The sequence below is a fragment of the Ensifer sp. GW101-20A05 genome, from assembly GCF_059424735.1.
The window spans coordinates 71,688-93,674 of the sequence record NZ_JBWKZT010000021.1 but is presented as its reverse complement, the minus strand read 5'-3'; the positions used below and the strand labels follow the sequence as shown (position 1 = coordinate 93,674).

18 protein-coding genes are annotated in these 21,987 nt (G+C 62.1%); 11 read left to right on the top strand and 7 right to left on the bottom strand.

What is annotated here, in order from left to right:
- The first annotated feature begins 42 nt into the window (after positions 1 to 42).
- From AC070A_RS31305 to AC070A_RS31290, 4 genes are read left to right on the top strand one after another with little or no spacing between them, the layout of a single operon-like run.
- Positions 43 to 933 (top strand): carbohydrate ABC transporter permease, encoded by an 891-nt coding sequence (locus AC070A_RS31305; RefSeq protein ID WP_492384349.1) that lies wholly within the window; start codon positions 43 to 45, stop codon positions 931 to 933.
- A gap of 7 nt (positions 934 to 940) precedes the next feature.
- Complete coding sequence (locus tag AC070A_RS31300; RefSeq protein ID WP_492384350.1) at positions 941 to 1,828, top strand: ABC transporter permease subunit; 888 nt, start codon at positions 941 to 943, stop codon at positions 1,826 to 1,828.
- A 42-nt stretch (positions 1,829 to 1,870) separates the two neighbouring features.
- Entirely contained in the window at positions 1,871 to 2,998 is a 1,128-nt protein-coding gene (locus AC070A_RS31295) for a sn-glycerol-3-phosphate import ATP-binding protein UgpC (protein WP_492384351.1), read from the top strand.
- Between the two features lie 28 nt (positions 2,999 to 3,026).
- A complete protein-coding gene (locus AC070A_RS31290) occupies positions 3,027 to 3,941 on the top strand; it encodes a TIM barrel protein (RefSeq protein WP_093235052.1) in 915 nt (304 codons plus the stop codon).
- Positions 3,942 to 4,222: 281 nt separating this feature from the next.
- Here AC070A_RS31290 and AC070A_RS31285 read toward each other — a convergent pair whose 3' ends face one another.
- The 5 genes from AC070A_RS31285 to AC070A_RS31265 form a co-directional block, all read right to left on the bottom strand.
- Entirely contained in the window at positions 4,223 to 4,945 is a 723-nt protein-coding gene (locus AC070A_RS31285) for an aspartate/glutamate racemase family protein (RefSeq protein WP_492384430.1), read from the bottom strand.
- Positions 4,945 to 5,601 (bottom strand): flavin reductase family protein, encoded by a 657-nt coding sequence (locus tag AC070A_RS31280; RefSeq protein WP_093235051.1) that lies wholly within the window; start codon positions 5,599 to 5,601, stop codon positions 4,945 to 4,947. Before AC070A_RS31280 ends, AC070A_RS31285 begins: the two co-directional genes overlap by 1 nt.
- Positions 5,602 to 6,223: 622 nt before the next feature.
- The gene (locus AC070A_RS31275) at positions 6,224 to 6,943 is read right to left on the bottom strand and encodes a GntR family transcriptional regulator (RefSeq protein WP_494773622.1); all 720 of its coding nucleotides are present in this window, start codon (positions 6,941 to 6,943) and stop codon (positions 6,224 to 6,226) included.
- Positions 6,944 to 7,139: 196 nt separating this feature from the next.
- A complete protein-coding gene (locus tag AC070A_RS31270; protein WP_492384353.1) occupies positions 7,140 to 8,336 on the bottom strand; it encodes an amidohydrolase in 1,197 nt (398 codons plus the stop codon).
- A gap of 26 nt (positions 8,337 to 8,362) precedes the next feature.
- Entirely contained in the window at positions 8,363 to 9,739 is a 1,377-nt protein-coding gene (locus AC070A_RS31265) for an amidohydrolase family protein (RefSeq protein WP_494773625.1), read from the bottom strand.
- A 165-nt stretch (positions 9,740 to 9,904) separates the two neighbouring features.
- Between AC070A_RS31265 and AC070A_RS31260 the strand changes: the two genes are divergently transcribed.
- The 6 genes from AC070A_RS31260 to AC070A_RS31235 all read left to right on the top strand — a co-directional run bounded on the left by AC070A_RS31260 (position 9,905) and on the right by AC070A_RS31235 (position 17,559).
- Entirely contained in the window at positions 9,905 to 11,479 is a 1,575-nt protein-coding gene (locus AC070A_RS31260) for an ABC transporter substrate-binding protein (protein WP_492384355.1), read from the top strand.
- Positions 11,480 to 11,641: 162 nt separating this feature from the next.
- On the top strand, positions 11,642 to 12,607 hold the full coding sequence (locus AC070A_RS31255) for an ABC transporter permease (RefSeq protein WP_057249798.1): 966 nt from the start codon (positions 11,642 to 11,644) through the stop codon (positions 12,605 to 12,607).
- Complete coding sequence (locus AC070A_RS31250) at positions 12,607 to 13,503, top strand: ABC transporter permease (protein ID WP_093235046.1); 897 nt, start codon at positions 12,607 to 12,609, stop codon at positions 13,501 to 13,503. Before AC070A_RS31255 ends, AC070A_RS31250 begins: the two co-directional genes overlap by 1 nt.
- 1 nt (position 13,504) lies before the next feature.
- Positions 13,505 to 15,223: a dipeptide ABC transporter ATP-binding protein gene (locus AC070A_RS31245; RefSeq protein ID WP_492384356.1), complete on the top strand. Its 1,719-nt coding sequence runs from the start codon at positions 13,505 to 13,507 to the stop codon at positions 15,221 to 15,223.
- Positions 15,224 to 15,432: 209 nt separating this feature from the next.
- The gene (locus AC070A_RS31240) at positions 15,433 to 16,629 is read left to right on the top strand and encodes a cyanate transporter (protein ID WP_492384357.1); all 1,197 of its coding nucleotides are present in this window, start codon (positions 15,433 to 15,435) and stop codon (positions 16,627 to 16,629) included.
- A 225-nt stretch (positions 16,630 to 16,854) separates the two neighbouring features.
- Complete coding sequence (locus AC070A_RS31235) at positions 16,855 to 17,559, top strand: GntR family transcriptional regulator (protein ID WP_058327190.1); 705 nt, start codon at positions 16,855 to 16,857, stop codon at positions 17,557 to 17,559.
- 174 nt (positions 17,560 to 17,733) lie between these two features.
- Here the strand turns inward: AC070A_RS31235 and AC070A_RS31230 are convergent, their stop codons facing one another.
- Both AC070A_RS31230 and AC070A_RS31225 read right to left on the bottom strand, forming a co-directional pair.
- A complete protein-coding gene (locus AC070A_RS31230) occupies positions 17,734 to 19,131 on the bottom strand; it encodes an amidohydrolase family protein (RefSeq protein ID WP_492384358.1) in 1,398 nt (465 codons plus the stop codon).
- A 165-nt stretch (positions 19,132 to 19,296) separates the two neighbouring features.
- Entirely contained in the window at positions 19,297 to 20,154 is an 858-nt protein-coding gene (locus AC070A_RS31225; RefSeq protein ID WP_058321912.1) for a LysR family transcriptional regulator, read from the bottom strand.
- A 512-nt stretch (positions 20,155 to 20,666) separates the two neighbouring features.
- On the opposite strand from AC070A_RS31225, the gene AC070A_RS31220 reads away from it, so the two are divergent.
- Entirely contained in the window at positions 20,667 to 21,977 is a 1,311-nt protein-coding gene (locus tag AC070A_RS31220; RefSeq protein WP_494773624.1) for an MFS transporter, read from the top strand.
- The last annotated feature ends 10 nt before the right edge of the window (positions 21,978 to 21,987 follow it).

The following is a 21,987-nucleotide window of genomic DNA, read 5'->3' as shown; positions in this document are numbered from 1 at the left end:
GCAGGCTCCGATTTCTATTCTTGCGCATCGGAAATTCAACACATGGACAAGCGTGCGGCCTTTCGCAGCTGGTGGCTGCCCAGCCTATTCGCCCTGCCACAGATCATTTTGATCCTGCTCTTTTTCTATTGGCCGGCGGTCGCCGTATTGCGATGGGCCTTCACGCTGGAGCCGCCATTCGGCGGCGCCGCTGAGTTCGTCGGTTTTGCCAACTTCCAGGAAGTATTCGCCGACCCGCTCTACTGGAACTCCGTCGGCGTCAGCCTGGCATTCGCCCTTTGCGGCACGCTTGCCACCATTTTCATTGGCCTTGTTCTTGCCCTTGCTGTCGACCGGCAGTTGCCGGGCTCCGCACCGTTCCGGTTCCTCTACATTCTGCCTTACGCGATTGCGGGGCCGGCTGCCGGCATGGCTTTCCGTTTCATCCTGTCGCCTGAGCGCGGGCTGATGGCATCGGTCAACGCCACGTTTCCGGATTTCTGGAACCCAGCCAAGTACGGCAGCCACGCCCTTATCCTCGTTATCGTCGTCTTCGCCTGGAAATGGGCGGGCTACACCTTCATCTTCCTTCTTGCTGGTCTGCAGTCGGTCCCTCGATCGCTGATCGAGGCGGCCGCGATGGACGGATGTGGCCCGATCCGCCGCGCAGTCGACATCCAGATCCCGCTGCTGGCGCCAACGCTCTTCTTCCTGCTGGTCATCATGATGACCGAAGGTTTCGTCGGCGCCGATACCTACGGCATCGTCGCCCGAACCACGGATGGCGGCCCGAACCACGGCACCGACGTGATGGTGTACCGCATCGTCGAGGACGCGTTCCGCGGCTTGAACTACTCCGGCGCGTCGGCCCAGAGCCTCGTGCTCATCGGCCTCATCATGATCTTCACCTTCATCCAGTTCCGCTTCATCGAGCGCCAGGTCCATTACAAGTGAGGCTCCCATGATCCAGCGGACACCTTTCGCCAACGTGCTGACCTATGGCGTGATGATCTTCGGCTTCCTGCTGCTGATCGGCCCCTTCATCGTCATCGTGTCGGGCGCCAGCCAGACATTCCAGCAGGTCAACGCCATACCCTTCAGCTTCGTGCCGCAGGACCGCCTCTTCGAGAACATGGGCGCCGCCTGGTCGCGCGCCAACCTCGGAACAGCGATGCTGAACAGCTTCGTCATGGCCAGCCTCGTCACGGTCGGCAAGGTGGCGCTGTCGGCGCTGACGGCCTTTGCCATCGTGTTCTTCAGAACGCCGCTGAAGGGCTTCTTCTTCTGGATGGTGTTCATCACCCTGATGCTGCCGCTCGAGGTGCGCGTGGTGCCCACCTATGCGGTCGCTGCCGACCTGTTTCAGCCGGTTCGACTGCTGATTTCCGCCGTCACCGGTTTCGAAGTTTCCGTCGATTGGAACCTTCTCAATTCCTATGCCGGCCTCACGCTGCCGTTGATCGCAACCGCGACCGGAACGTTCCTCTATCGCCAATTCTACCTGACCCTGCCCGACGAGCTGGCGGAGGCCGCACGCATGGACGGGTCAGGCGCGATCCGCTTTTTCATCGACATGCTGCTGCCGCTCTCGCGCACCAACATGCTCGCACTGACCACCATCATGTTCGTCTATGGGTGGAACCAGTATCTCTGGCCCCTCCTGATGGTGACGGACCCCCAATACAAGACCACGATGATGTCGCTGGTCGCACTCCTGCCGTCCGACAACGGCACGCCGGACTGGAACGTGACGCTCGCCGGATCGCTGATCATCATGCTGCCTCCACTCATCGTCGTTGCCGTCCTGCAGCGGTGGTTCGTTCGCGGCCTCGTGGCCACGGAAAAATGACCCCGCTTTCCCCAAACAGAACAGACAGAGAGGTCCGCGCCCATGGCTGACATCGCAATTCGCGCCGTGCGTAAATCCTACGGAAAGACCCCCACCCTGCATGGCATCGACCTCGCCTTTGCGTCGGGAGAATTCGTCGTGATCCTCGGCCCGTCCGGCTGCGGAAAATCCACGCTTCTGAGGATGATCGCGGGGCTTGAGGACATCACCGCTGGCGAAATCGCCATCAACGGCCACGTCGTAAACAGGCTTGAGCCACGTGAACGCGGTTGCGCCATGGTGTTCCAGAACTACGCCCTCTATCCGCATATGACGGTCGCGGGAAATATCGGTTATGCCCTGAAGGTGGCCGGTGTCCCGAAGGCGGAGCGTTTGCGCCGGATCGAGGAAACGGCGAAGATCGTCGGGCTTTCCGATTATCTCGATCGCAAGCCGGCGGCACTTTCCGGCGGCCAGCGCCAGCGCGTTGCCATGGCGCGCGCGATCATTCGCGAACCGAAAGTCTTTCTTTTCGACGAGCCGCTGTCGAACCTGGACGCCAAGCTGCGCGTCACCATGCGGGCCGAGATCCGCAAGCTGCATCAGCGTCTCCAGGCAACGTCCATCTTCGTCACGCACGATCAGGTGGAAGCGATGACGCTGGCGGACAAGCTGGTCGTGATGAACAAGGGCGTGGTCGAACAGGTCGGCCAGCCGCTCGACATCTACCACCGCCCGGCAAGCATCTTCGTCGCATCCTTCATCGGTTCGCCGGCGATGAACCTGTTCGAAGCCACCGTCGACGTCGACATGGCGTGCTTGGCGGTTGGCGGCACAAAGATGCCGATCGACAGGGCGCTTGCCACGCGATTGGGCGCAAGGCAGATCACGGTCGGTATTCGCCCGGAACAATGTGTCGTTGCGCCTGAAGCAAAGGGCGTCTCGATCAAGGTGGATTTCGTCGAGGAGCTCGGCTCCGGCCGCGTCATCCACTCGGAACTGAATGGCCATCCCTTCGCCGCCAGTGTCGACGAGCATACGCGCGCCCGGCCGGGCGATCGGATCACCCTGGAGCTGCCTCTGGGGCATTTGCACCTCTTCGACCAGGAGACCGGCCGGCGGATCCACGTCGATCTGGAGCCCCGCGCCGTCAGCAGCGCAGCCAGCCATCCGACGCTCCAAGCAGTCTGATCACTTCAATAAATCAGGAGAAACCGTGATGAACGACATCATATCCGCCGTGGGATTCTGCAATCGAACGGGCAAGGGCGATCTTTCGAGCCTTGACGCCTCCTTGCGCGAAATTGCCGAGACCGGAGCCAACGCCTGCGAGATCGGAATCTATGGCGAAGAGATCGTCAGTGGCGGTCGCATCATCGAAGACCGTGTCCAGCGCGTCGCCGAGATGACGAAGAAGTACACCTTCAAGAAGCTTTCGCTGCACGGCCAGATCGTATCCAACTTCATGGATCGCCAGCACCACCATCTGCAAAAGAAGGTCGTGAGGGCGATGCTCGAGCTGTGCGACCGGCTTGGTGCGGGGATTCTCGTCCACCACTCCGGCGCAGCGCAGCTTGCCCCCGGAGAGAATGCCGCGGATCTCGACAAGATGGAACGCGACGCACTCGCGGAGACGGCGGAGATCGCAAAGGGATACGGGGTCCGCATCGCGCTCGAGAACATTTTCACGACGGAAAGCGGCCAGTATCGACAGACACCGAGCCAGGTGGCCGAAACCGTGCGAGCGATCGGCTCGAACAACGTCGTCGCGCTCATCGATTTCTCGCATGCCTATATCGAGGCCACGCATCGCGGGCTGGATTTCCGTGACGAACTGAGGGCAATGGCGCCGGTTACGGGCCACCTGCATGTTCACGACAGTTTCGGCCTGCCCTATTCCATGAACCGCTTCTATCATCCGGCCGAAGCGACCGCGCTCGGCATTGGCGATCTGCATCTGCCGATCGGCTGGGGCGACATTGCCTGGGACGACATCTTCTCCGAACTGACCTTCCTTCCGGATACGACGCTGATCATGGAAATCGGCGCCGAGCGGTTTGCCGATCAGCAACCTGCGTGCCTGGAACGGGCAAGGGGTCTCGCCGCAGCGGTCGGACTTCGATCCGCTGCGTAATGTTTCCAGTTGCCCCGCCGCATGCGCGGTGGGGCAACTGGATTGTACCCGCTCGAAGCGCACATTCCGGCCGCGTGTTGCGATACACCTGAGACTTGAGCCGCAGGGTGGTTGAGCTTCGTCCACTCGGCATGAAACCGGCCTCCCACAGCGCCTTGCCGTATCACCGCAAAGATCCGACCTTCGACATCCCTGATCTCGGCGCACCGTACCCCTGTTCGTACCGTCAGTGCCGATGCCAATCTTTCGGCCGCGCTCGATTTCCAATGCGGCCGGAGGGCTCAGCGAGCGGCCGCGGCATCACCCGACTTGTCGCGCGGAAAGGCGTAGGCACCTGCCTTTGAGGTCCGAAAGCCGCCACTCGCCAATGCCTCGGCGAGCTTAACGGCCGCCACCACGCCATCGATGACCGGTACCCCGGCTTCGCGAGAGAGCCAATCGCACAACTCCGCCATGCCGGCACAGCCAAGGACGATGGCGTCGACGCCATCCTCGCGTATCGCCGCACGCGCTTCGCCGAGGAGTTTCGTCCGCGCACTTTCCGGGTCGGCCTCCAGGGCCAGAACAGGCAGATCGACTGAGCGCACGCGCCGGCAGCGCGCGGCAGCACCATATTGCCTGACGAGATCCTCGATCACCGGCACCGACCTCGGCAAGGTGGTGATCACGGCAAAGCGGGTTGCCACCGTCATTGCCACCTGCACCGCCGCCTGGCAGATACCGATCACCGGGCCGGTTGCCACTTCGCGCGCAGCCGCAAGGCCGGGATCATCGAAACAGGCGATTACATGCGCCGACGCACCCCGCTTCTCCGCAGCACTGATCGCCGCCAGCATCGCCGGGACGGACATCGCCTCGTCCGCGTAACCTTCGATCGAGACGGGCGTACCGATTGCGGTCTCCGCATCGATCACAGAGCCTTCCGATCGCACAGCTTCGGCGGCCCGTGCGATCTGATCGGTCATTGATGCGGTCGAGTTGGGGTTGATGACATGTATGCGGATCATCGGGCGGCCCTCTCCGGCCTTGGGTTCACTTGCGCGAGCTCGAGAGGCAGCAGTTCCTCCGGCTTCTTAAGTTCGAATTGTCGATCTGAGGTGATGTAATTGTCGGCATGCAGCCGCGCGATCGGCTGATAGGTCTCGGGGTTCGCATAACGCCCCGCAGGATCGAGGCACCGGTCCTGGATATGCATGTGCACGACCCTGCCGATAACCAGCACGCGTCTGTGATAGTCGAGGATCTGTTCGACCCTGCATTCAAAGCTGCAGGGACTTTCGCCAATACGGGCGGCGTCGATCTGGTTGCACGGTATCGGCGTCAGGCCCGCGAAATCGAGTTCATCGACCTCCGAGGCGAAATTGACGCCACAGACGATCATCGCATCGGCGAGCGCCATGTCGACCATGTTGACGACGAACTCGCCGGTTCGGCGGATGTTCGCGACCGTGTCCTTCTCGTCGCCATTGCCACGGTTCTGAATCCCGAGCACGACCAACGGCGGTTCATGGGAGAACACGTTGAAGAAGCTCATGGGCGCTGCGTTGTTGTGTCCGGCTGGCGATCGCGTGCCAACGAGCGCGATGGGGCGCGGACCGATGAAGTTTGTCAGCAGTCGATAGCGATCCGGAGGCGGTAGCGTGGTGAAATCTATGTTCAAGTCCGGATCTCCTGCTTGCCTGTTGAAAAATTCAGCAAAGAACCCCGACGCCCGGCGCGGCGACAATCGGGGCGGCAGCGCGCACGCCCGCCGTTGACTACGTTGGGGAACGGCGTCGATGCACGGCAAAGGGCAGCCCAAAGCACTGATGGCTTGTGCGCGCAGACACGGCCAACACCGGCGTACATCCTTCGCTGGGAACGATAGATCCGCAGGAAAGCATCGCCGGCCCTCCGGTCGGCAACGGGTACGATGCGCATGCTGCCCTCCCCGACAGTGCCAATCCCGAAGAACAAGCTATATTGCATCCATTATAACGTCAATATCGTACACGATCATTGCATACAATAATAGGGGAGATTAGAGAGGTGGACCTTTCTCCAGCAAGGCAAGAAACTCGCCGCGTAAAACTGGCAGGCATATATGGAAAAGAAAACAGGATCTTGCCGAACTCTACGGGAAGAAGGGGTGGTAGAGGCGGATCCAGGTCACCCGCACGCGAAAGATGTGGACGAGCTTTCCTTGATCGCGTCCCCGAATAAATTGCATACAAAACGTGCGGGTACGCATCCCCGAACCTGGGTTTCCGCAAGGCAAGCAGCGTCCGAGTGGGCGTTGCGACCTAAAGGCCCTCTTCCTTTGCGTAGGCAGCAAGGAGATCCGGCAAGCCGTCCTCAACGTTGCTTTTCAGCAGAGCTCGGGCGGTGATGGCGCCGATGTGATGGCCCATCAGCTCGCATGCCTTTTCGCGATCGTTCCGCGCAAGGGCGGCGATCAGGGCGCGGTGCTCGGATACGGCGCAATCGGAAGAATGGGGGCGCCCATAGAGCGACAGGATCATCGACGAGCGCGAAACGAGTTCAGTGACATACCGCAACAGCGTCGCGTTCTCGGTCAGTCTTGCGAGCAGGACGTGAAACTCACCGGCGAGTTGTATCGAGGTCGACGGATTGCTGACCCTTGCCTTGTCCTCCGCATCGACATGCGCTTCAAGCTCCTTGATCTTCGGCGGCGTCAGCCTGCCGATCAGGCTATCGACCACCAATGTCTCCAGGGCTCGCCGCACGGCAAAGATATCGTGTCCATCCTCGAGGCTGGGATGGCTGACACAGGCGCCCTTGTTGGGACGCAATTCGATCAGTCCCTCGCCGTTCAGCCGGGCCAGGGCCTGGCGCACGATCGTGCGGCTAACGCCGAGCCGCTCGCCGATCGAATCCTCCGGAAGCTTCGTTCCCGCAGCGAAGGCCTGGTCTAGGATCGCGCGCTTCAGGATGCGATAGACCACGTCCGACTTGGGAACCGAAGACTTTGCATTGCTGTCGCTGGGTTTGGGCGTCGTCATGAAGAACCTGAAAAATGGCGGGCGTGCGGTCGAAAGAGTCTGCCGAGGATGGACCGCAAACAACTATCATCCCCCAATCGGAACGGCAAAGGCGCGGCCGACCTCATGGACCGACCGTTCCTGCGATTGCCTGTCGACGTCTCAACCGGTCGAACTCTCCTTCGTCAGCCCGGTTGCCGATCTCATCCACAAAGCGTCACTCGATGACCGGCAGGTCATCTGCCAGTTCGCCGCCGTCCACGACGACGCGGCCGCGCCGGATAACGGTGCGCTTGCGCGGGGTCAGCGCGACCGCTTCCGCCAAGGTGCGCGCCGGCACCAGCACCAGATCGCCGAAACAACCTTCGGAGAGACCGTAACCGCCGAGCCCGATGCCTTCCGCTCCACCGAAAGTGCAGACGCGGGCCGCATATTCGAGATCGACGTCGTTGGCCATGCCATTGCGCTGCGCCAGGTACTTCGCCCGCTCCAGCATGTCGCCATTTCCATACGGCTCCCAGGTGCCTTGAATACCGTCGGAACCTGAGGCGACGGTGAGACCGCTCGCGCGCATCAACCTTAGTGGCAATGCGGGCGCCGATGGACTTCCCACAGTCATAATCGCGATACGCTCGGCAGCCAGCCGTTCGATCAACCCAGCCTGCCGTGAGGCATCGAGCATCCCCAGGCAGTAGGCATGGCTTACCATGACCCGCCCCTGCAGCGACAAGGCGCGCGTGCGTTCGATGATGAGATCAAGGCAGAATGCACCGAGGTCACCCGGTTCGTGCAGATGGATGTCGATCGGTTTTGCATGACGTTCCGCAAGAGCGAAGATGGCATCGAGATGACGCACCGGATCGCGCTCGATGGAGGCAGGGTCGATACCGCCGACGATATCGGCGCCGGCGCTGAGGGCCGCGTCCATCAACTCGAGCGTGCCCACGCGCGGCAGCATGCCACTCTGCGGGAAAGCCACGATCTGCACGTCGACCAGATCACGCATCGCCTCGCGCGTTTCGAGGACACCCTCGATATTGGCAATGCCGATCTCGGTATCCACGTCAACGTGGCTGCGAATGCTCAAGACGCCGTAGGCAAGCGTCTGCATGATCTGACGGGCCGACTGCCGGCGGGCATTGATGCCAAGTTCGCGCTTGGCGTTGCGGTCGGCCAGGATCCGGTCATTGCGGGTCGGGCCAACGCGGTTTTCGAACCAGTCCATGCCGATGAGGGTCTTGTCGAGATGGGTATGAGCCTCGACAAGACCCGGCATGGCGACATGTCCGGCCGCATCGATCTCGACGGCGGCACGGACGCTATCTGCCGCAACGAACCGGCCGTCACGGATGAAAAGGTCTTCGAGCGGGCCGCCGAAGGGACGGGCATTGCGGATGAGTAGGTCTGCAGTCACCTTGAAATCCTCGTCTATGCCGGTGTTTACGTGCGATCGCCTAGTCCGGCACGGGCCATGGCGAGATCAAAGGCGCGCAAGGCGCGATCCAGGATCGCGTCTTCGGCCTGACCAACAAGGCGCCGCGCGCGCATCAGCACACGTCCACCGACGATGGTCGTATCCACGTCCGCTCCGTTGGCGAAGCGCGCGATGCGCTGCACCGGATCGTGCGGCGGCCAGAGGTGGGGCTGACGCATGTTTATGAGGAGGATGTCGGCGCGTTTGCCGGCCTCGAGCGAGCCGATCTCATGCTCCATCATCAGCGCGCGCGCACCCTCGATCGTCGCCATCTCAAGCAGCTGCAGCGGCGGCAACACGGCATCGTCCGCGAAATGGCGCGCGTGGTAGCGGTGCGCCTGGAACAGGTTGCGAAACATGTCGAAGGGCCTATCGGGTGCCGCGGCATCGGTGCCGAGGGAAACCGTGACACCGTCCGCCATCAGTTCCGGCGCCGGGCACCGACCGTAAACCGACATCAATGCACTGGGATTGTGTGCGACCTTGGCACCGGTTCGTTTCAGGACTGCGCGGTCGGCCTCGGTCAGGTCTATGCAATGGGCAAGCAGCGATCGCTCGTCAAAGAGGCCGAGGCGCACGTCATTGGCGGCGATGGATCCGTCGCGGTGTCCATCCTGTACCAGGAGGCATTCTCTTTCCCGCGCACGATCTCGGACCTTGCATGCAATTCTGTATACCGTTTCATCGCGCAATTCCTGCTCATCGAATACGGGCAGGGAGAAGACGACCTGCAGCCGCTCGTCACGTCCCGCCCAGGCATCGACCAACTCCGTGGCCACGTCGATTTGCCGGTCCGGGTCGACGACGATGTCGCTGTGGGCCGTCGGCGTATACTGGCGATACACATGATCCTGTCCTGGACGGTTCGGCCCCACTGCCAGAACCTCCCGCACGCCCATGGCGGCAACCGAGGCGAGGTGCGCTTCGGCTGCCTCCGGCGCCTCGCTGCGCATGATATCCGGGCCGCCGCCAAACAGCAGCGCCGCGGTCGTCGTGCCGCATTTGATCCTCTCGGCGGCCGACAGCGCCGCCTCCGCCGCCCAGAATTCAGGATCTGTCGCGGTTGCGTAGATACGGCCGGTCACGGACATCCAGTCCTCGGCCTCACTGCCCAGCCCCTTGGTCAGCATATGTCCGGCATGGGCGTGCGTGTCGATCAATCCGGGCATCGCGACCATGCCGGCCGCGTCGATGCGCTCCGCATGCGTTTTTCCGACAAGGCTTCCGTTACCGATGGCGGCGATGCGCCCATTCTCGACCAGAATATGGCCGCGATCGAGAACCCGCCGTCCCGGATCCATCGTGATGATCGTGGCATTTTCAATCAGTAGTGCGTTCGTCATGGACGTTTCCCTCTCCGGCTGCCGGGTTTGGCGTTCTTTTTTGACAAAGCGCTGCCAAATCGACTTTCGCCATCTTGATATTGCTTGCATCAGATGTACACTATTTTTGGGACCATTCGTATCCAATAACAAAGACAACATGTATACGTTAAACGGGAGAAACCAGTGAAAACCTCTATAAAGACCCTTCTGGCGGGACTCGCCCTTCTGGCGCCGCTGTCTGCGCCCGCATTTGCCGAAACGCTGCGGTGGGCCTCATCCGGCGATGTCATTTCCTACGACCCGAACGCTCAGGTCGACAGTTTCACCCAGAGCGTTCACCACATGGTTTTCGATCCTCTGGTGCGCCGCAACAAGGATCTGAAGCTGGAGCCGGCGCTTGCCACGTCCTGGGAAGTCGTCGAGCCGACGCGCTGGCGCTTCAAGCTACGCCAGGGCGTGAAGTTTCATGAGGGCCAGCCCTTCAACGCCGACGACGTGGTGGCAACGATCCAGCGCCAGATCGATCCCGGCGCGCGCAACCGCGAAAACCTCTCCACCGTTGTCGGTGTCGAGAAGGTGGACGAATATACCGTCGACCTCATCCTGCGCGCACCTTACCCGCTGCTCCTCAACGATCTTGCCGCCATCTACATCATGAGCAGGCCTTGGATGGAGGAGCACGACGCACTGAAGCCGGGCAATGCTTCGACCGGCGTCGTCACCTATGCCAGCAACCATGCCAACGGCACGGGCGCGTTCAAGCTGAAGGCCTACGAGCCGGACTCGCGCTCGGTCTTCGAAGTGAACAAGGAGTGGTGGGACAAGCCGCAGCATAATCTGGACGAGGTCGAGTTCCGTCCGATCGCCTCCGACGCGACCCGCGTCGCGGCCCTGCTGTCGGGCGAAGTCGACATGATTGCACCGGTTCCGTTGCAGGACGTCGACCGCATTGCGGCCACCGACGGACTGAAGGTCATCGAAAACCCGTCGCTGCGCACCATCTTCTTTGTCTTTAGCTACCGGCCGGAACTGCATGCAACTCCAGGCCAGCCTAACCCGCTGCGCGATGTGCGCGTGCGCCAGGCACTGTGGCACGCGATCGACACCAACACGATCCAGAAGCGCCTGATGCGCGGCAAGTCCCGCACGGCCGGCATGCTCGTCGCACCGGCAGTGACCGGCTACGACGACGACATCGATGTACCGCTGCATTACGACGTCGCCAAGGCCAAGGCGCTGCTGGTGGAAGCCGGCTATCCGGACGGCTTCAAGACCGGCCTCGCCTGCCCGAACGACCGCTATATCGCTGACGAACAGATCTGCCTTGCCGTCGCCTCCATGTGGGCGCAGATCGGCGTCCAGGCCAATGTGAGCGTCGAGAGCAAGACGACCTATTTCCCACGGACCGACAAGGGCGAGTTCGATGTCTATCTTCTCGGCTGGGCTTCGTTGCCGCCGATGGACGGTTTCAGCCCGCTGCAAGCGCTGCTCGCCACCAATGACGGCACCTTCGGCGGCAGCAACGCCGATGGGCTTTCCAATCCCGAGATCGACAAGCTGGCCTATGCTGCTTCGACGGAACTCGACGAAACCAAGCGCGTCGAGGAGTTGAAGCAGGCCTTCCGCATCACCCATGATCAGGTCCTCTACCTGCCGCTGCATCAGCAGCCGGTCGCATGGGCGATGAACAGCAAGGTCGACATGCCGCAGTTCCCGGACGAATATGTCCGTCCGTGGTTCGCGCAGATCAAGAAGTAATCGGGACTCTCCCAAGGCCAGTCCCGGCAAGCGAAAGCAAGCTGGGACTGGACCGCAAACCGGGTCAACCCCTCCAGAACCGGCGACGGCACGGAGGATGCGGGAGCGCATAAGCCCGGCGGCCGCCCTTAGGGCAAGATCGCTCCCCGTAAGGACTATCCGATGATCAGACTTCTTTCAGTCAGGCTGCTTCAGGCCATCCTCGTGATGGTCGCGGTGACGGCCATCGCCTTCGTCATGTTCCGTTTCGTCGGCGATCCAGTCGCCTCAATGGTTCGTGAGGGGGCAACCCAGGCGGAAAAGGACGCAGTGCGTGTCGCGCTCGGTCTCGACAAGCCGGTCTTGGCTCAGTTCGTCAAATTCGTTGGCCAAGTGCTGACCGGCGACCTCGGCACAAGCTATCGCTACCAGCAGCCAGTGACGACCCTGTTGCTCAGTCGCCTTCCCGCCACGCTGGAACTGGTGATCGTTGCCACCGTGCTGGCACTGTCGCTCGGCATACCGCTTGGGGTGCTCTGCGCGCTGAAGCCGCACGCCTTTTTCTCGCGGCTGACCCAGTCAGCGACACTTGTCGGCATTTCCATGCCCACCTTCGTCACAGGCCTGCTGCTGATCCTGGTTTTCGCAGTAAACCTGCGATGGTTGCCGTCCTCCGGACGCGGTGATCTCGTCGATATCGGGTTCTGGCAGACCGGCTTTCTCTCGCTCTCGGGCCTGAAGTCGCTGATCCTGCCCTCGATCACGCTGGCATTGTTCCAGCTCACGCTGATCATGCGGCTGGTGCGCTCGGAAATGATCGACGTCTTGTCGTCGGACTACATCCGCTTCGCCTTCGCGCGCGGCCTGCCGCGGACCTACATCTATGGCCGGCTCGCGCTGCGCAACGCATTGATGCCGGTCGTCACCGTCACGGGCCTGCAGATCGGGCAACTCATCGCATTCGCGATCGTCACCGAGACGGTGTTCCAATGGCCGGGCATGGGCCTGCTGTTCACGAACGCCGTCGGCTATCCCGACGTGCCGGTGCTGGCCGCCTACCTTCTCTTCGTGGGCTTCCTGTTCGTCATGATCAACATGATCGTCGATATTCTCTACACCTTCATCGATCCGCGCCTGAGGACACGATAATGGCTACGCAATCCCTGATGCGCCGACTTCCGCCGGTTTCCGTTGTCATCGCCAGCCTGGTGCTCGTCGTCATGCTGGTCCTCGTCATCTTCGCGCCGATGATCGCGCCGATGGACCCGCGCGACGTCGCCTCCTATTCGCTGATGGACATGGAAATTCCGCCAGCCTTCATGGAGGGCGGCGATTCCCGCTTCCTGCTCGGCACCGACAACCAGGGCCGCGACCTTGTCTCGGTCATCCTGTTCGGCTTGAGGATCTCCGTCGTCATCGGCCTCGGCGCAGTGGTCTTTGCGGCCGTGCTCGGCGTCGTGCTCGGCCTCGTCGCCGGCTTCTTCGGCGGCGTGGTCGATAGCATCGTGATGCGGATCGCCGATATCTTTGTCAGCTTCCCGACAATCCTCGTCGCACTGCTCATCAGTGGCATTGCCCGCGCCCAGCTCAGCGCCGAGACGATGCTCGCCTGGGCGCCGCTGGTGCTGATCTTCTCCATCGCCATCAACGAATGGGTGCAATACGCGCGAACCGTACGCGCCTCGACCATGGTGGAGATCGCGCGAGACTATGTGCGCGCCGCCAAGGTCATCGGCCTGCCATCCACCCGCATCATGGGCCGCCACATCCTGCCGAACATCATGAGTTCGGTGATGGTCATCGCCACGATCAACCTCGCCGGCGCGATCCTGACGGAAGCAACGCTCTCCTTCCTCGGCGCAGGCATGCCGCCGACCTATCCTTCGCTCGGCACACTGATCCGCATCGGCAACCAGTTCCTGTTCTCCGGTCTCTGGTGGATCGCAGTGATGCCGGCGACAGTGCTGGTCATCCTCGTGCTGGCCGTCAACGTGATTGGCGACTATCTGCGCGACCATTTCAACCCGAAACTGATGGCTCGATGAGATGACCGAAACAACGCGCCCCGTTCTCGATATTCGCAATCTCCGTGTCGAGTATCCGCTGGCCAACGGCGACACGCTTGTCGCCGTCAAGGACATCGATCTTTCGATCCGGCCCGGAGAAATCCACGCCCTCGTTGGCGAATCCGGCGCCGGCAAGACCACCGTCGGCAACGCGCTGATGGGTCTCTTGCAGGCCCCCGGCAAGATCGCCGCCGGCTCGATCGCCATCGCCGGCAAGGAGATCAACCTGCGCACCGGTCGCACCGAAGGCATCGTGCCCGGGCGTGACGTCGGTGCGATCTTCCAGGATCCGATGACGAGCCTCAACCCGCTCTTCACGGTGGAAAGCCAGCTGTGCGAAGGCATGCTCACGCATCTGAAGCTCTCCTCAAGGGAGGCGAAGGCTCGCGCGCTGGAATTGATGAAGGCCGTCGGCATCCCGGAGCCCGAGCGTCGGCTTGGCAGCTACCCGCACCAGCTTTCCGGCGGACAGCGCCAGCGGGTGGTCATCGCCACAGCACTCGCCTGCAATCCGCAGCTGATCGTGGCCGACGAGCCGACCACCGCGCTCGACGTCTCGGTGCAGGCGCAGATCCTCAAGCTCATCCGGGATCTTGCCGACCAGCGGGGCGTCGGCGTGCTGCTTGTTACCCACAATATGGGCGTCGTCGCCGAGATCGCCGACCGCGTTACCATCATGCAGAACGGTGCGGTCGTGGAAAGCGGCCCGACGCGCGACGTGTTGACAGCACCCAAAGCGCCCTATGCCCGCACACTGATCGCGGCCGTGCCGCCCATCGATACGCGGCTCGATCGTCTGCCAGTGCCGAGCGAAGAAACGCAGGTAACGCTTGACGCGCGCGCCACGGTGCGCCGCAAGAGTGCGAAGAGCGAGACCGGCAGCCGTGACGAGGTGGTGCTCTCCGTGCGCGACCTTGCGGTGGAGTACGGGGGACGCGGATTGCTCCCCGGCCGCAAGGCGTCGGTCTTCAAGGCCGTCAAAGGCGTTTCGTTCGATGTTCGGCGTGGCGAGATTTTCGGCCTCGTCGGCGAATCCGGCTGCGGCAAGACCACCGTTGCCAACACCATCGCCGGTCTTGTCACCCAGAGCGCAGGCTTCATCGATTTCGAGGGCACGGCGCTTGGCGGCCGAAGAGAAAAATCGATCCGCCAGTCCCTGCAGATGGTGTTCCAGGATCCCTATTCGGCGCTCAATCCGCGCCTGCGGATCAACGCCGCCATTGCGGAACCGATTCTGTTCTACAAACTCGCCTCGAATGCGGATGAAGCCAGGCAGGACGCAAAGACATTGCTCGAAGCGGTCGGCCTTCCCGCCGATGCCGGCGCACGCTTCGCGCACGCCTTCTCCGGCGGCCAGCGCCAGCGCATCGCCATTGCCCGCGCTCTGGGTCCGCGCCCGTCGCTACTCATTTGCGACGAGCCGACTTCGGCGCTCGACGTCTCGGTGCAGGCACAGCTCCTCAACCTGCTGAAGGATCTGCGTGATCTCGCTGGGCTCTCCATGCTGTTCATCAGCCACGACCTCGCGGTGATCCGCCAGATGTGCGACCGCGTTGCCGTGATGAAGGCTGGAGAGATCGTCGAGCTCGCCGATACCGAAACCCTCTTCACCGCGCCCAAACACGAATATACCCGCGAGCTTCTCCGCCTTGCCCCCTCGGTCGAGCGCATCATGGGGCGGGAGCTGGCTTCGGCGTAAGCGTGGATGGCAATCCCGTTGGACTTTTCCGCACCGCCGAAAGTCCAACGGGATTGGGAACCTGTCGCCGCCATCCTTTTTAGCCTGCCGCTACCCCGGCTTCGCTGGTGACCTTGGGGTATTTGCCCATCGCGAATGACTGACGCGCCACCGCGCAAGTGCGCGTTCGGGCCACAAACAAGAAGAAGACGTAAAGGAAATACCCGATCATGCCCAAATCAACCCAGCCCACGACGGGCCGCCAATGGATGCTGCTCATTCTCGTCGTGCTGGTCGCCGTCAATCTGCGGCCATTTCTTACCGCTCCCGGGCCTGTGCTGTCCGAGATCGTCGCCGATACCGGCATGGGATATGGCAGCCTGGCCCTGCTGACATTGTTGCCGATGATGCTGATGGGCGTCGGTGCCTTCGTATCGCCGTCGCTGCAGGCCTTGATCGGCACGCGGCGCGGCATTCTCATCGCTCTCGTTGTGCTGGCTGCCGGTTCCCTGCTTCGGCTCGTCGCACCGGGCGGCATAGCGTTGGTGATGACGGCCGCCCTTTGCGGCGCAGGCGTCGCCTTTATCCAGGCGGCTTTCCCGGGGATCATCAAGGCGGAGTTTCCGCGCAGCATACCCGTGGTCACCGGCCTCTATTCCGCCGTCCTGATGGGCGGCGGGGCTTTGGGCGCGCGGCTGACGCCATTCCTCGTCAGTGCCGGCTACGGCTGGCGCCCGGCTCTTGCCTGGCTCGCGGCACCGGCGCTTGTTGCTCTCAGTGCCGCGTGGCTGATCCTGTCGGATTCGCGCAGCGATCGCCCGGACAAGGCGCTCACCGGCCGGCTGCTCCGCCGGCCCCGGACCTGGACGCTCATTCTCGCCTTCGGCCTGGTCAACGCCGGCTACTCTTCGGCCGTCGCCTGGCTCGCCTCCTATTACCAGTCTCTCGGCTGGAGCAGCGGAGCCAGCGGCAATCTCGTAGCGCTGATGGCCATCTGTCAGGCGGCTGCCGCCCTCGCCCTTCCGGTCTTGGCCCGCCGTAGCATCGATCGCCGTGCGTTCCTGCGCTTGACGCTGGCGATGCAGGCGATTGGTTTCGCCGGTCTTGCGTTCCTGCCCCAAGCGGCGCCCGCGATCTGGGTTGGCCTGTGCGGTGCCGGCCTCGGCAGCAGCTTCTCGCTGGCAATCGTTACGGCCCTCGATCATCTGCCGCGGCCGGAAGAAGCCGGTGTGCTGGTAGCATTGATGCAGGGCGGCGGCTTCCTGATCGCGTCACTCGGCCCCTTCGCCACGGCATTTCTGCACGACATCAGCGGCAGCTTCGCCCCTGGGTGGACGCTGCATCTCGTCTGCGTCGTCGGCGTTTTCTTCCTCTATACGCGCTTCAACCCGTCACGCTACGCACAAGCCATGCATTCACCGATCTGAGCAAAATATTGCTCTCTCGATGGGTTTCGACCCTTGGCCCTCCTCGTGTGGGCTGACCGGCATCTTGCGAACGAACTCGGCCAGAACACGAGAGGCATCACCTGCCGACGAGCCTTTTCGTTTTGCGCCCACCGCTGTTGCCGAGGGTCGATGCCAAATCACTAGACATCTCGCCGTTTTGTATGCAATTCGAGGAGACAATTGTTACGGCTTGGAGTGACCAGTATGGCAAAGAAAGAGAGCGAAGGCGGCGGCGGCCGCGCTCAGGCCGTTCATCGCGTCCTGAAACGCGCAATCCTTGATCAGGCGCTGTCTCCAGGATCGAAGCTGCCGGAAGATTCGATCGGCGAAAGGTTGGGTGTCAGCCGGACCCTGGTGCGCGAGGCGCTGGTTCGCCTCAGCGAGGAAGGGCTAGTGGAGTTGCGGCCGAACAGGGGCGCCGTGGTCGCGCGACCAACCCTTGAGGAAGGGCGCAATCTGTTCCTGACCCGAATGGCGCTGGAACGGCTGGTGGTCGAGACGCTTTCTGGAAAATTGACGAACGAGCAAATCGGCATTCTCTCGTCTCATATCGCTGCCGAGGAAGCGGCAAAGAAGGAGCGCGCTCCGTCGATCCGTCTGGCGGGCGAATTCCATACGCTGCTGGCACAGATGACGAACAACGCCAGCCTCATCCGCTACGTGAATGAACTGGTCGCCCGCAGTTCCCTGATCCTTGCGCTCTATGGCCGACCGCATTCTTCGGAATGCGCCGTATCGGAGCACCAGGAGCTTCTGGACAAATTGATCGCCGGCAAAACCGACGAGGCGGCAGCCCTTATGGCGCATCACCTCGATTCGGTGACGACCCGGGCTTTGCTTCCGACCGACGGGGACAGAAACATCAAGGAAGTGCTGTCTGCCTACGCCGTTGCGGAGGGCCTTGCCTAGGCGAAACGCAGCACTCCCGGAGGATACGCGGGAGCCTTGTGCACAGTCGGCGCGCGCACCATTCCTTTGACACACACGCTACCAGCTCTTGGAGCACTTCGACGTTCGGCAAGATACGGCCGCTGGCCGGCTCGTGATGACGAACGTCGTCGTGACACCCAAACGCAGAGCTTATCAGGCTTCGCCGACCCCACCCGACACGAGACGCCCCTTGTGGAAGGTCGCAGTCCTGGCGGGCACCCGGGCCACCGCCTCTGCCGAGCAGCTCGCTCCGACGAGTGTGAACGAGGCCTCATCGCCGACATTTGGCCACGCGCGTTTGCCCTTGTCGTCGAGGGGCAAGATGCCACCGGTGGCGATAGACATGGACCGTGAGAGACGGAACTCGTCCGACCCACGATAAAGCTGCGCATAGAGATACGCCTTTTCCAACATGTCCCCGCTGCCGAACGGCGACCAGTGATCGATGACGCTATCGGTTCCGGTCATGACGAAGACCCCCTTCTGCGCCAACTGCGGCAAGGGCATCATCAGTCCACCGATCGGCACCGTCGAGGCAATCGAGATCTTCTGTTCCGCCAGGCGCGACGCCGTCTCCTCCAGCACCTCCGGAGCAAGTGTCGTCAGTGCGAAGGCGTGGCTGATCGTGACTTTGCCGCGCAGAGCGGGATTCTTCTCGACCGTATCGATCATGTAGTTGACCGCCGCCACGCCGGCGGGGCTCGTTTCATGCAGATGAATGTCCACACCCTTGCCGGTATCCAGCGCGATCTGGAACATGGCGTCGAGTGACTTTTCCATGGCGCCGTCGACATTCGTCGGATCCAGGCCGCCGACATACTGAACGCCCATCTGCATGGCTTCACGCATCAGGCCATCGACCTTGGAGTGAAGCAGGCCGTGCTGGGGGAAAGCCACGATTTCGCACACGAAATCATCACGATGGTTTTCCAACGCCTGCTGCAGGTGCTCAAGGCTTTTGAGGCCGCTAACCGGGTCGATGTTGCAATGGCTGCGTGCGACGGTGCTTCCCTTGGACTGCAGCAGCGCGATCAGGCCCTCGGCGCGCTCTCGCGAGGTCGGCAGCAACTGAGGAAGCAGCTTCTCCTCAAGCGCGATCATATCCATGATGGTTTTGCCCTGACGCGGGCGCGGCGCCTGCCACGGGCCACCATAAAACGTCTTATCGAGATGGATGTGCATATCGCGCATCGTCGGCAGCAACAGTTGCCCGTGCGCCTGATAGCGCGGCACACCTTCGGGCAGGTTCGCATTCTCCGCGTGCAAGGCGACAATCGCGCCGTCCTTGATCTCCAACGCGTAGAGCGCAGTCCGTGTGGCGACGACGATATCGCCGTCATACTCAAACCCCTCCTCCAATCGCACGCCGGTCAGGATGTAGTGGCGATCCGCGAGCGTCTTGGTGTTCGTCTCGCCGGCGCTCTTACCCGCGCTGGCCGATGCCTCGCGAACCGCTCCGCCAGACAACCCGGCGACAGCGCACGCCGTGGTCAGCGCCCCGGTCCGGCTGAGAAAGGTTCTGCGGCTTTGCGGTAGCATCTGTTCCAACATTGTTGCGTTGCCTCATCATGGATTGGGTTAGGGCCGCCAATCTACCGAACGGCGCCACCGCATGGCAGCGACATTTACCAATGCTGGCTATTCGATTTGCCAATGCAAGCGGGCGACCACGCAGCGATCGTGAATAACAAAGGCGTGGACGCCTCCCCTCTGTCGCTACCTCCGCAGGTCACAATACTCGATGAGGCGTTCCGCCAAGGCCAGTGCTGCAGGGCTAGCATCGTCGCGGTAAAACAGCGCCAGTTCAAAGTCATCGACGGACGGCAGACGCTCGGCAGCGCCCAGCACGCGGTGGGAAGGCAGACGGCAGCTCGCAGGCAGCAGACTGACACCAAGCCCGGCAGCCGAGGCGGCGGCAAGCGCTGCGAGACTGGCGCTGCTGTAGCTGATGCGCCAGCGAATGCCGAGAGTATCGAGCGCCTGACATAATTCGTCGCGGTAGAGGCCGTTCAGCGGGAACACAGCCAAAGGCACCGGCACCTGTTCGATTGCCGGGCGAACGAGGCTGTCCAGCCACAGCAACGGTTCCGGCCTTGCCGCGCGCGGCTGTTGCTTGCGGCGCTGCTTGACGAGAATAAGGTCGAGCTCCCCGTCCCGATAGGCGAGTTGCAGATCGGCGCTGAGACCGCTCGTCACGTCCAGCCGCAAGTGCGGATGCTGGCTATTGAAAGCCGCCAGCAGATCGGCCGTCGGCACCATGAAATCCTCGGGCATTCCCAAGCGAAGCACGCCGTCGCGCCATGGGCCCGCCAAGGCGTCATGCGCCTCTTCGTTCAGCGCGATGATGCGGCGCGCATAGCTCAGCAACTTGACGCCTTCCTCCGTCAGCTGCACCTGATGTGACGAGCGTTCGAAAAGCGCCTTCCCGAGCATTTCCTCCAGTCGGCGAATTTGCTGACTGACTGTCGATTGGGAAAGGTTCACCCGCTCGGCTGCACGGGTGAAGCTGTTGCTTTCGCAAATGGCCACAAAGCTCAGCAACAGCTGGGGATTGAACATGGGATAGCGGTTCATTCGTCCCCCAAAAATGTGCTGGAGCCGATTTCGGCGAGGATGACGGCGGATCGCCGCACCATGCGATCACCAGGCGGTCCAGATCACGCGTCACACCAAGATTGAATGCGTTGCATTTATTATCTTGTATACAATCTGCATGCAAAGGGAAAAGTACAGGCTTCGCTGCGGAACGATGGCCAGCCTCCATCCGAACCTACCCGAGAAGCCCTGGAGCGCGCCAGGTATCTGCCCGACGAGTTCATGAGGGATCGTCGCGTTTGGAACGGAAAAATCGGTTCCTGCATCTCGCACCCCGGTCCATTCGCTAACGCAATGGTTTCCATCGGTTTTCTTAATTTCCGAACAGCCGAAAACATCCCTATAGGCGAGGCCATGTCGCGCTCTCCGGTCGCGAATTGCGCAATGCGGCAGCGGCGAACATCGCATTGGTACCCCAGACGCCGCAACGAGCAGCTGCCTCTCGAAAGGCGGCTAGCCCGAGGGTGAACAGCCGCCTGGAAAGGTGCAATATGATGACGCAAGAACTGGACAGCGCAGCCCGTTCCGACACGATCCCAGGCGAGCGCTCCTCCACATGCGCGCTTCGCGTCGGTTTCCTGGCCAGGATCGCGTCATCTCTTCTCCTTTATCCAGGGTATCGAAGGCTCTGGATATCCAACCTTTTCTTCTTCGGGGGCCTCTGGACGCAGACGCTCGTGCTCGGCTGGCTGGTGTTTGAGACCACCCGCTCGGAGTTTTCCGTCGCCCTCTTCACCGCGGCAAGGCTGGGGCCGATGATGCTTGGTCCCCTCGCAGGCGTGATCTCGGACCGCTTCGACCGGCCCAAACTGCTTTTGGCTGCGTCCGGCTGGGCCTTTGCCGTCCTCAGCGTGATTGCGCTTCTCGTAGCCCTGGACAAAATATCCTTCTGGGGCCTGGTCTTTGGGGGCTTCTGCATTGGCCTGGCGCAATCCCCATCCCAGCCGGCACGTTTCGCGCTGGTCGCCGACCTCGTCGATCGCGAGAAGCTCAGTAACGCGAATTCTCTGAACTCGCTTGTCCTGAGCATGACGCAGATGATCGGGCCGGCGCTTGGAGGAACGATGATCGTGGCATTCGGAGCTGCATCGGCGCTAGCGATCTCCGCCGGCTGGTATCTCGTTTCGTTCGCAGCGCTCTGGCCGATGAGGAACCTGAAGAGCGGCCGGCAACCAGATCGAGAAGAAGGCTTTGTGAGTCTTGTAGCGGCAGGCTTTCGCACCATCTCCGGGAACGTCCTCCTCCGGTCTGTCCTGGGCGTCACGTTCTTGGCCAATATTCTGTTGTGGCCGATCTACCAGGGCTTCATGCCGGTTATCGCTAGGGAACATCTGGACCTGACGCCACAGGGGCTCGGCCTGTTATTGGCATGCGGCGGCACCGGCAGCCTGGCCGGGGCTCTCGTCATCGCCAGTCTCGGAGACTTCCGCTACAAGGGCGGCCTTTTCCTGATTGGCACGGCCATCTGGGGCGGACTATGGGCGACCTTCGCTCTGTCGTCCTCGGTGCCTCTGTCGTTTGCTCTCATGGGGCTCATCGGACTGTCGGCGTCACCGTTCGGCATCCTGCAGACCACGCTCATGCTCATGATGACCGAACCGCACGTGCAGGGACGCGTGATGGGCATCCAGGAATTGACCATCGGCGTGATGCCGGTTTCGAGCCTGCTGCTCGGCTCGGCGGCAGAAATCATCGGCATTGCCAATGTGGCGCTGATCAGCGGGACGCTGTTGGCCATTTCACTTGCGATCTTGGCTCTGCGTGTTCCGGAACTGCTACGCTACAGCGGCCACAATAACTGAGCGCGCCAAC

Bases quoted from the DNA above. Each gene is read 5' to 3' on its own strand.
- AC070A_RS31305 (WP_492384349.1), top strand. From the start codon at position 43: ATGGACAAGCGTGCGGCCTTTCGCAGCTGGTGGCTGCCCAGCCTATTC.
- AC070A_RS31300 (WP_492384350.1), top strand. From the start codon at position 941: ATGATCCAGCGGACACCTTTCGCCAACGTGCTGACCTATGGCGTGATG.
- AC070A_RS31295 (WP_492384351.1), top strand. From the start codon at position 1,871: ATGGCTGACATCGCAATTCGCGCCGTGCGTAAATCCTACGGAAAGACC.
- AC070A_RS31290 (WP_093235052.1), top strand. From the start codon at position 3,027: ATGAACGACATCATATCCGCCGTGGGATTCTGCAATCGAACGGGCAAG.
- AC070A_RS31275 (WP_494773622.1), bottom strand. From the start codon at position 6,943: ATGACGACGCCCAAACCCAGCGACAGCAATGCAAAGTCTTCGGTTCCC.
- AC070A_RS31265 (WP_494773625.1), bottom strand. From the start codon at position 9,739: ATGACGAACGCACTACTGATTGAAAATGCCACGATCATCACGATGGAT.
- AC070A_RS31255 (WP_057249798.1), top strand. From the start codon at position 11,642: ATGATCAGACTTCTTTCAGTCAGGCTGCTTCAGGCCATCCTCGTGATG.
- AC070A_RS31250 (WP_093235046.1), top strand. From the start codon at position 12,607: ATGGCTACGCAATCCCTGATGCGCCGACTTCCGCCGGTTTCCGTTGTC.
- AC070A_RS31245 (WP_492384356.1), top strand. From the start codon at position 13,505: ATGACCGAAACAACGCGCCCCGTTCTCGATATTCGCAATCTCCGTGTC.
- AC070A_RS31240 (WP_492384357.1), top strand. From the start codon at position 15,433: ATGCCCAAATCAACCCAGCCCACGACGGGCCGCCAATGGATGCTGCTC.
- AC070A_RS31235 (WP_058327190.1), top strand. From the start codon at position 16,855: ATGGCAAAGAAAGAGAGCGAAGGCGGCGGCGGCCGCGCTCAGGCCGTT.
- AC070A_RS31230 (WP_492384358.1), bottom strand. From the start codon at position 19,131: ATGTTGGAACAGATGCTACCGCAAAGCCGCAGAACCTTTCTCAGCCGG.
- AC070A_RS31225 (WP_058321912.1), bottom strand. From the start codon at position 20,154: ATGAACCGCTATCCCATGTTCAATCCCCAGCTGTTGCTGAGCTTTGTG.
- AC070A_RS31220 (WP_494773624.1), top strand. From the start codon at position 20,667: ATGATGACGCAAGAACTGGACAGCGCAGCCCGTTCCGACACGATCCCA.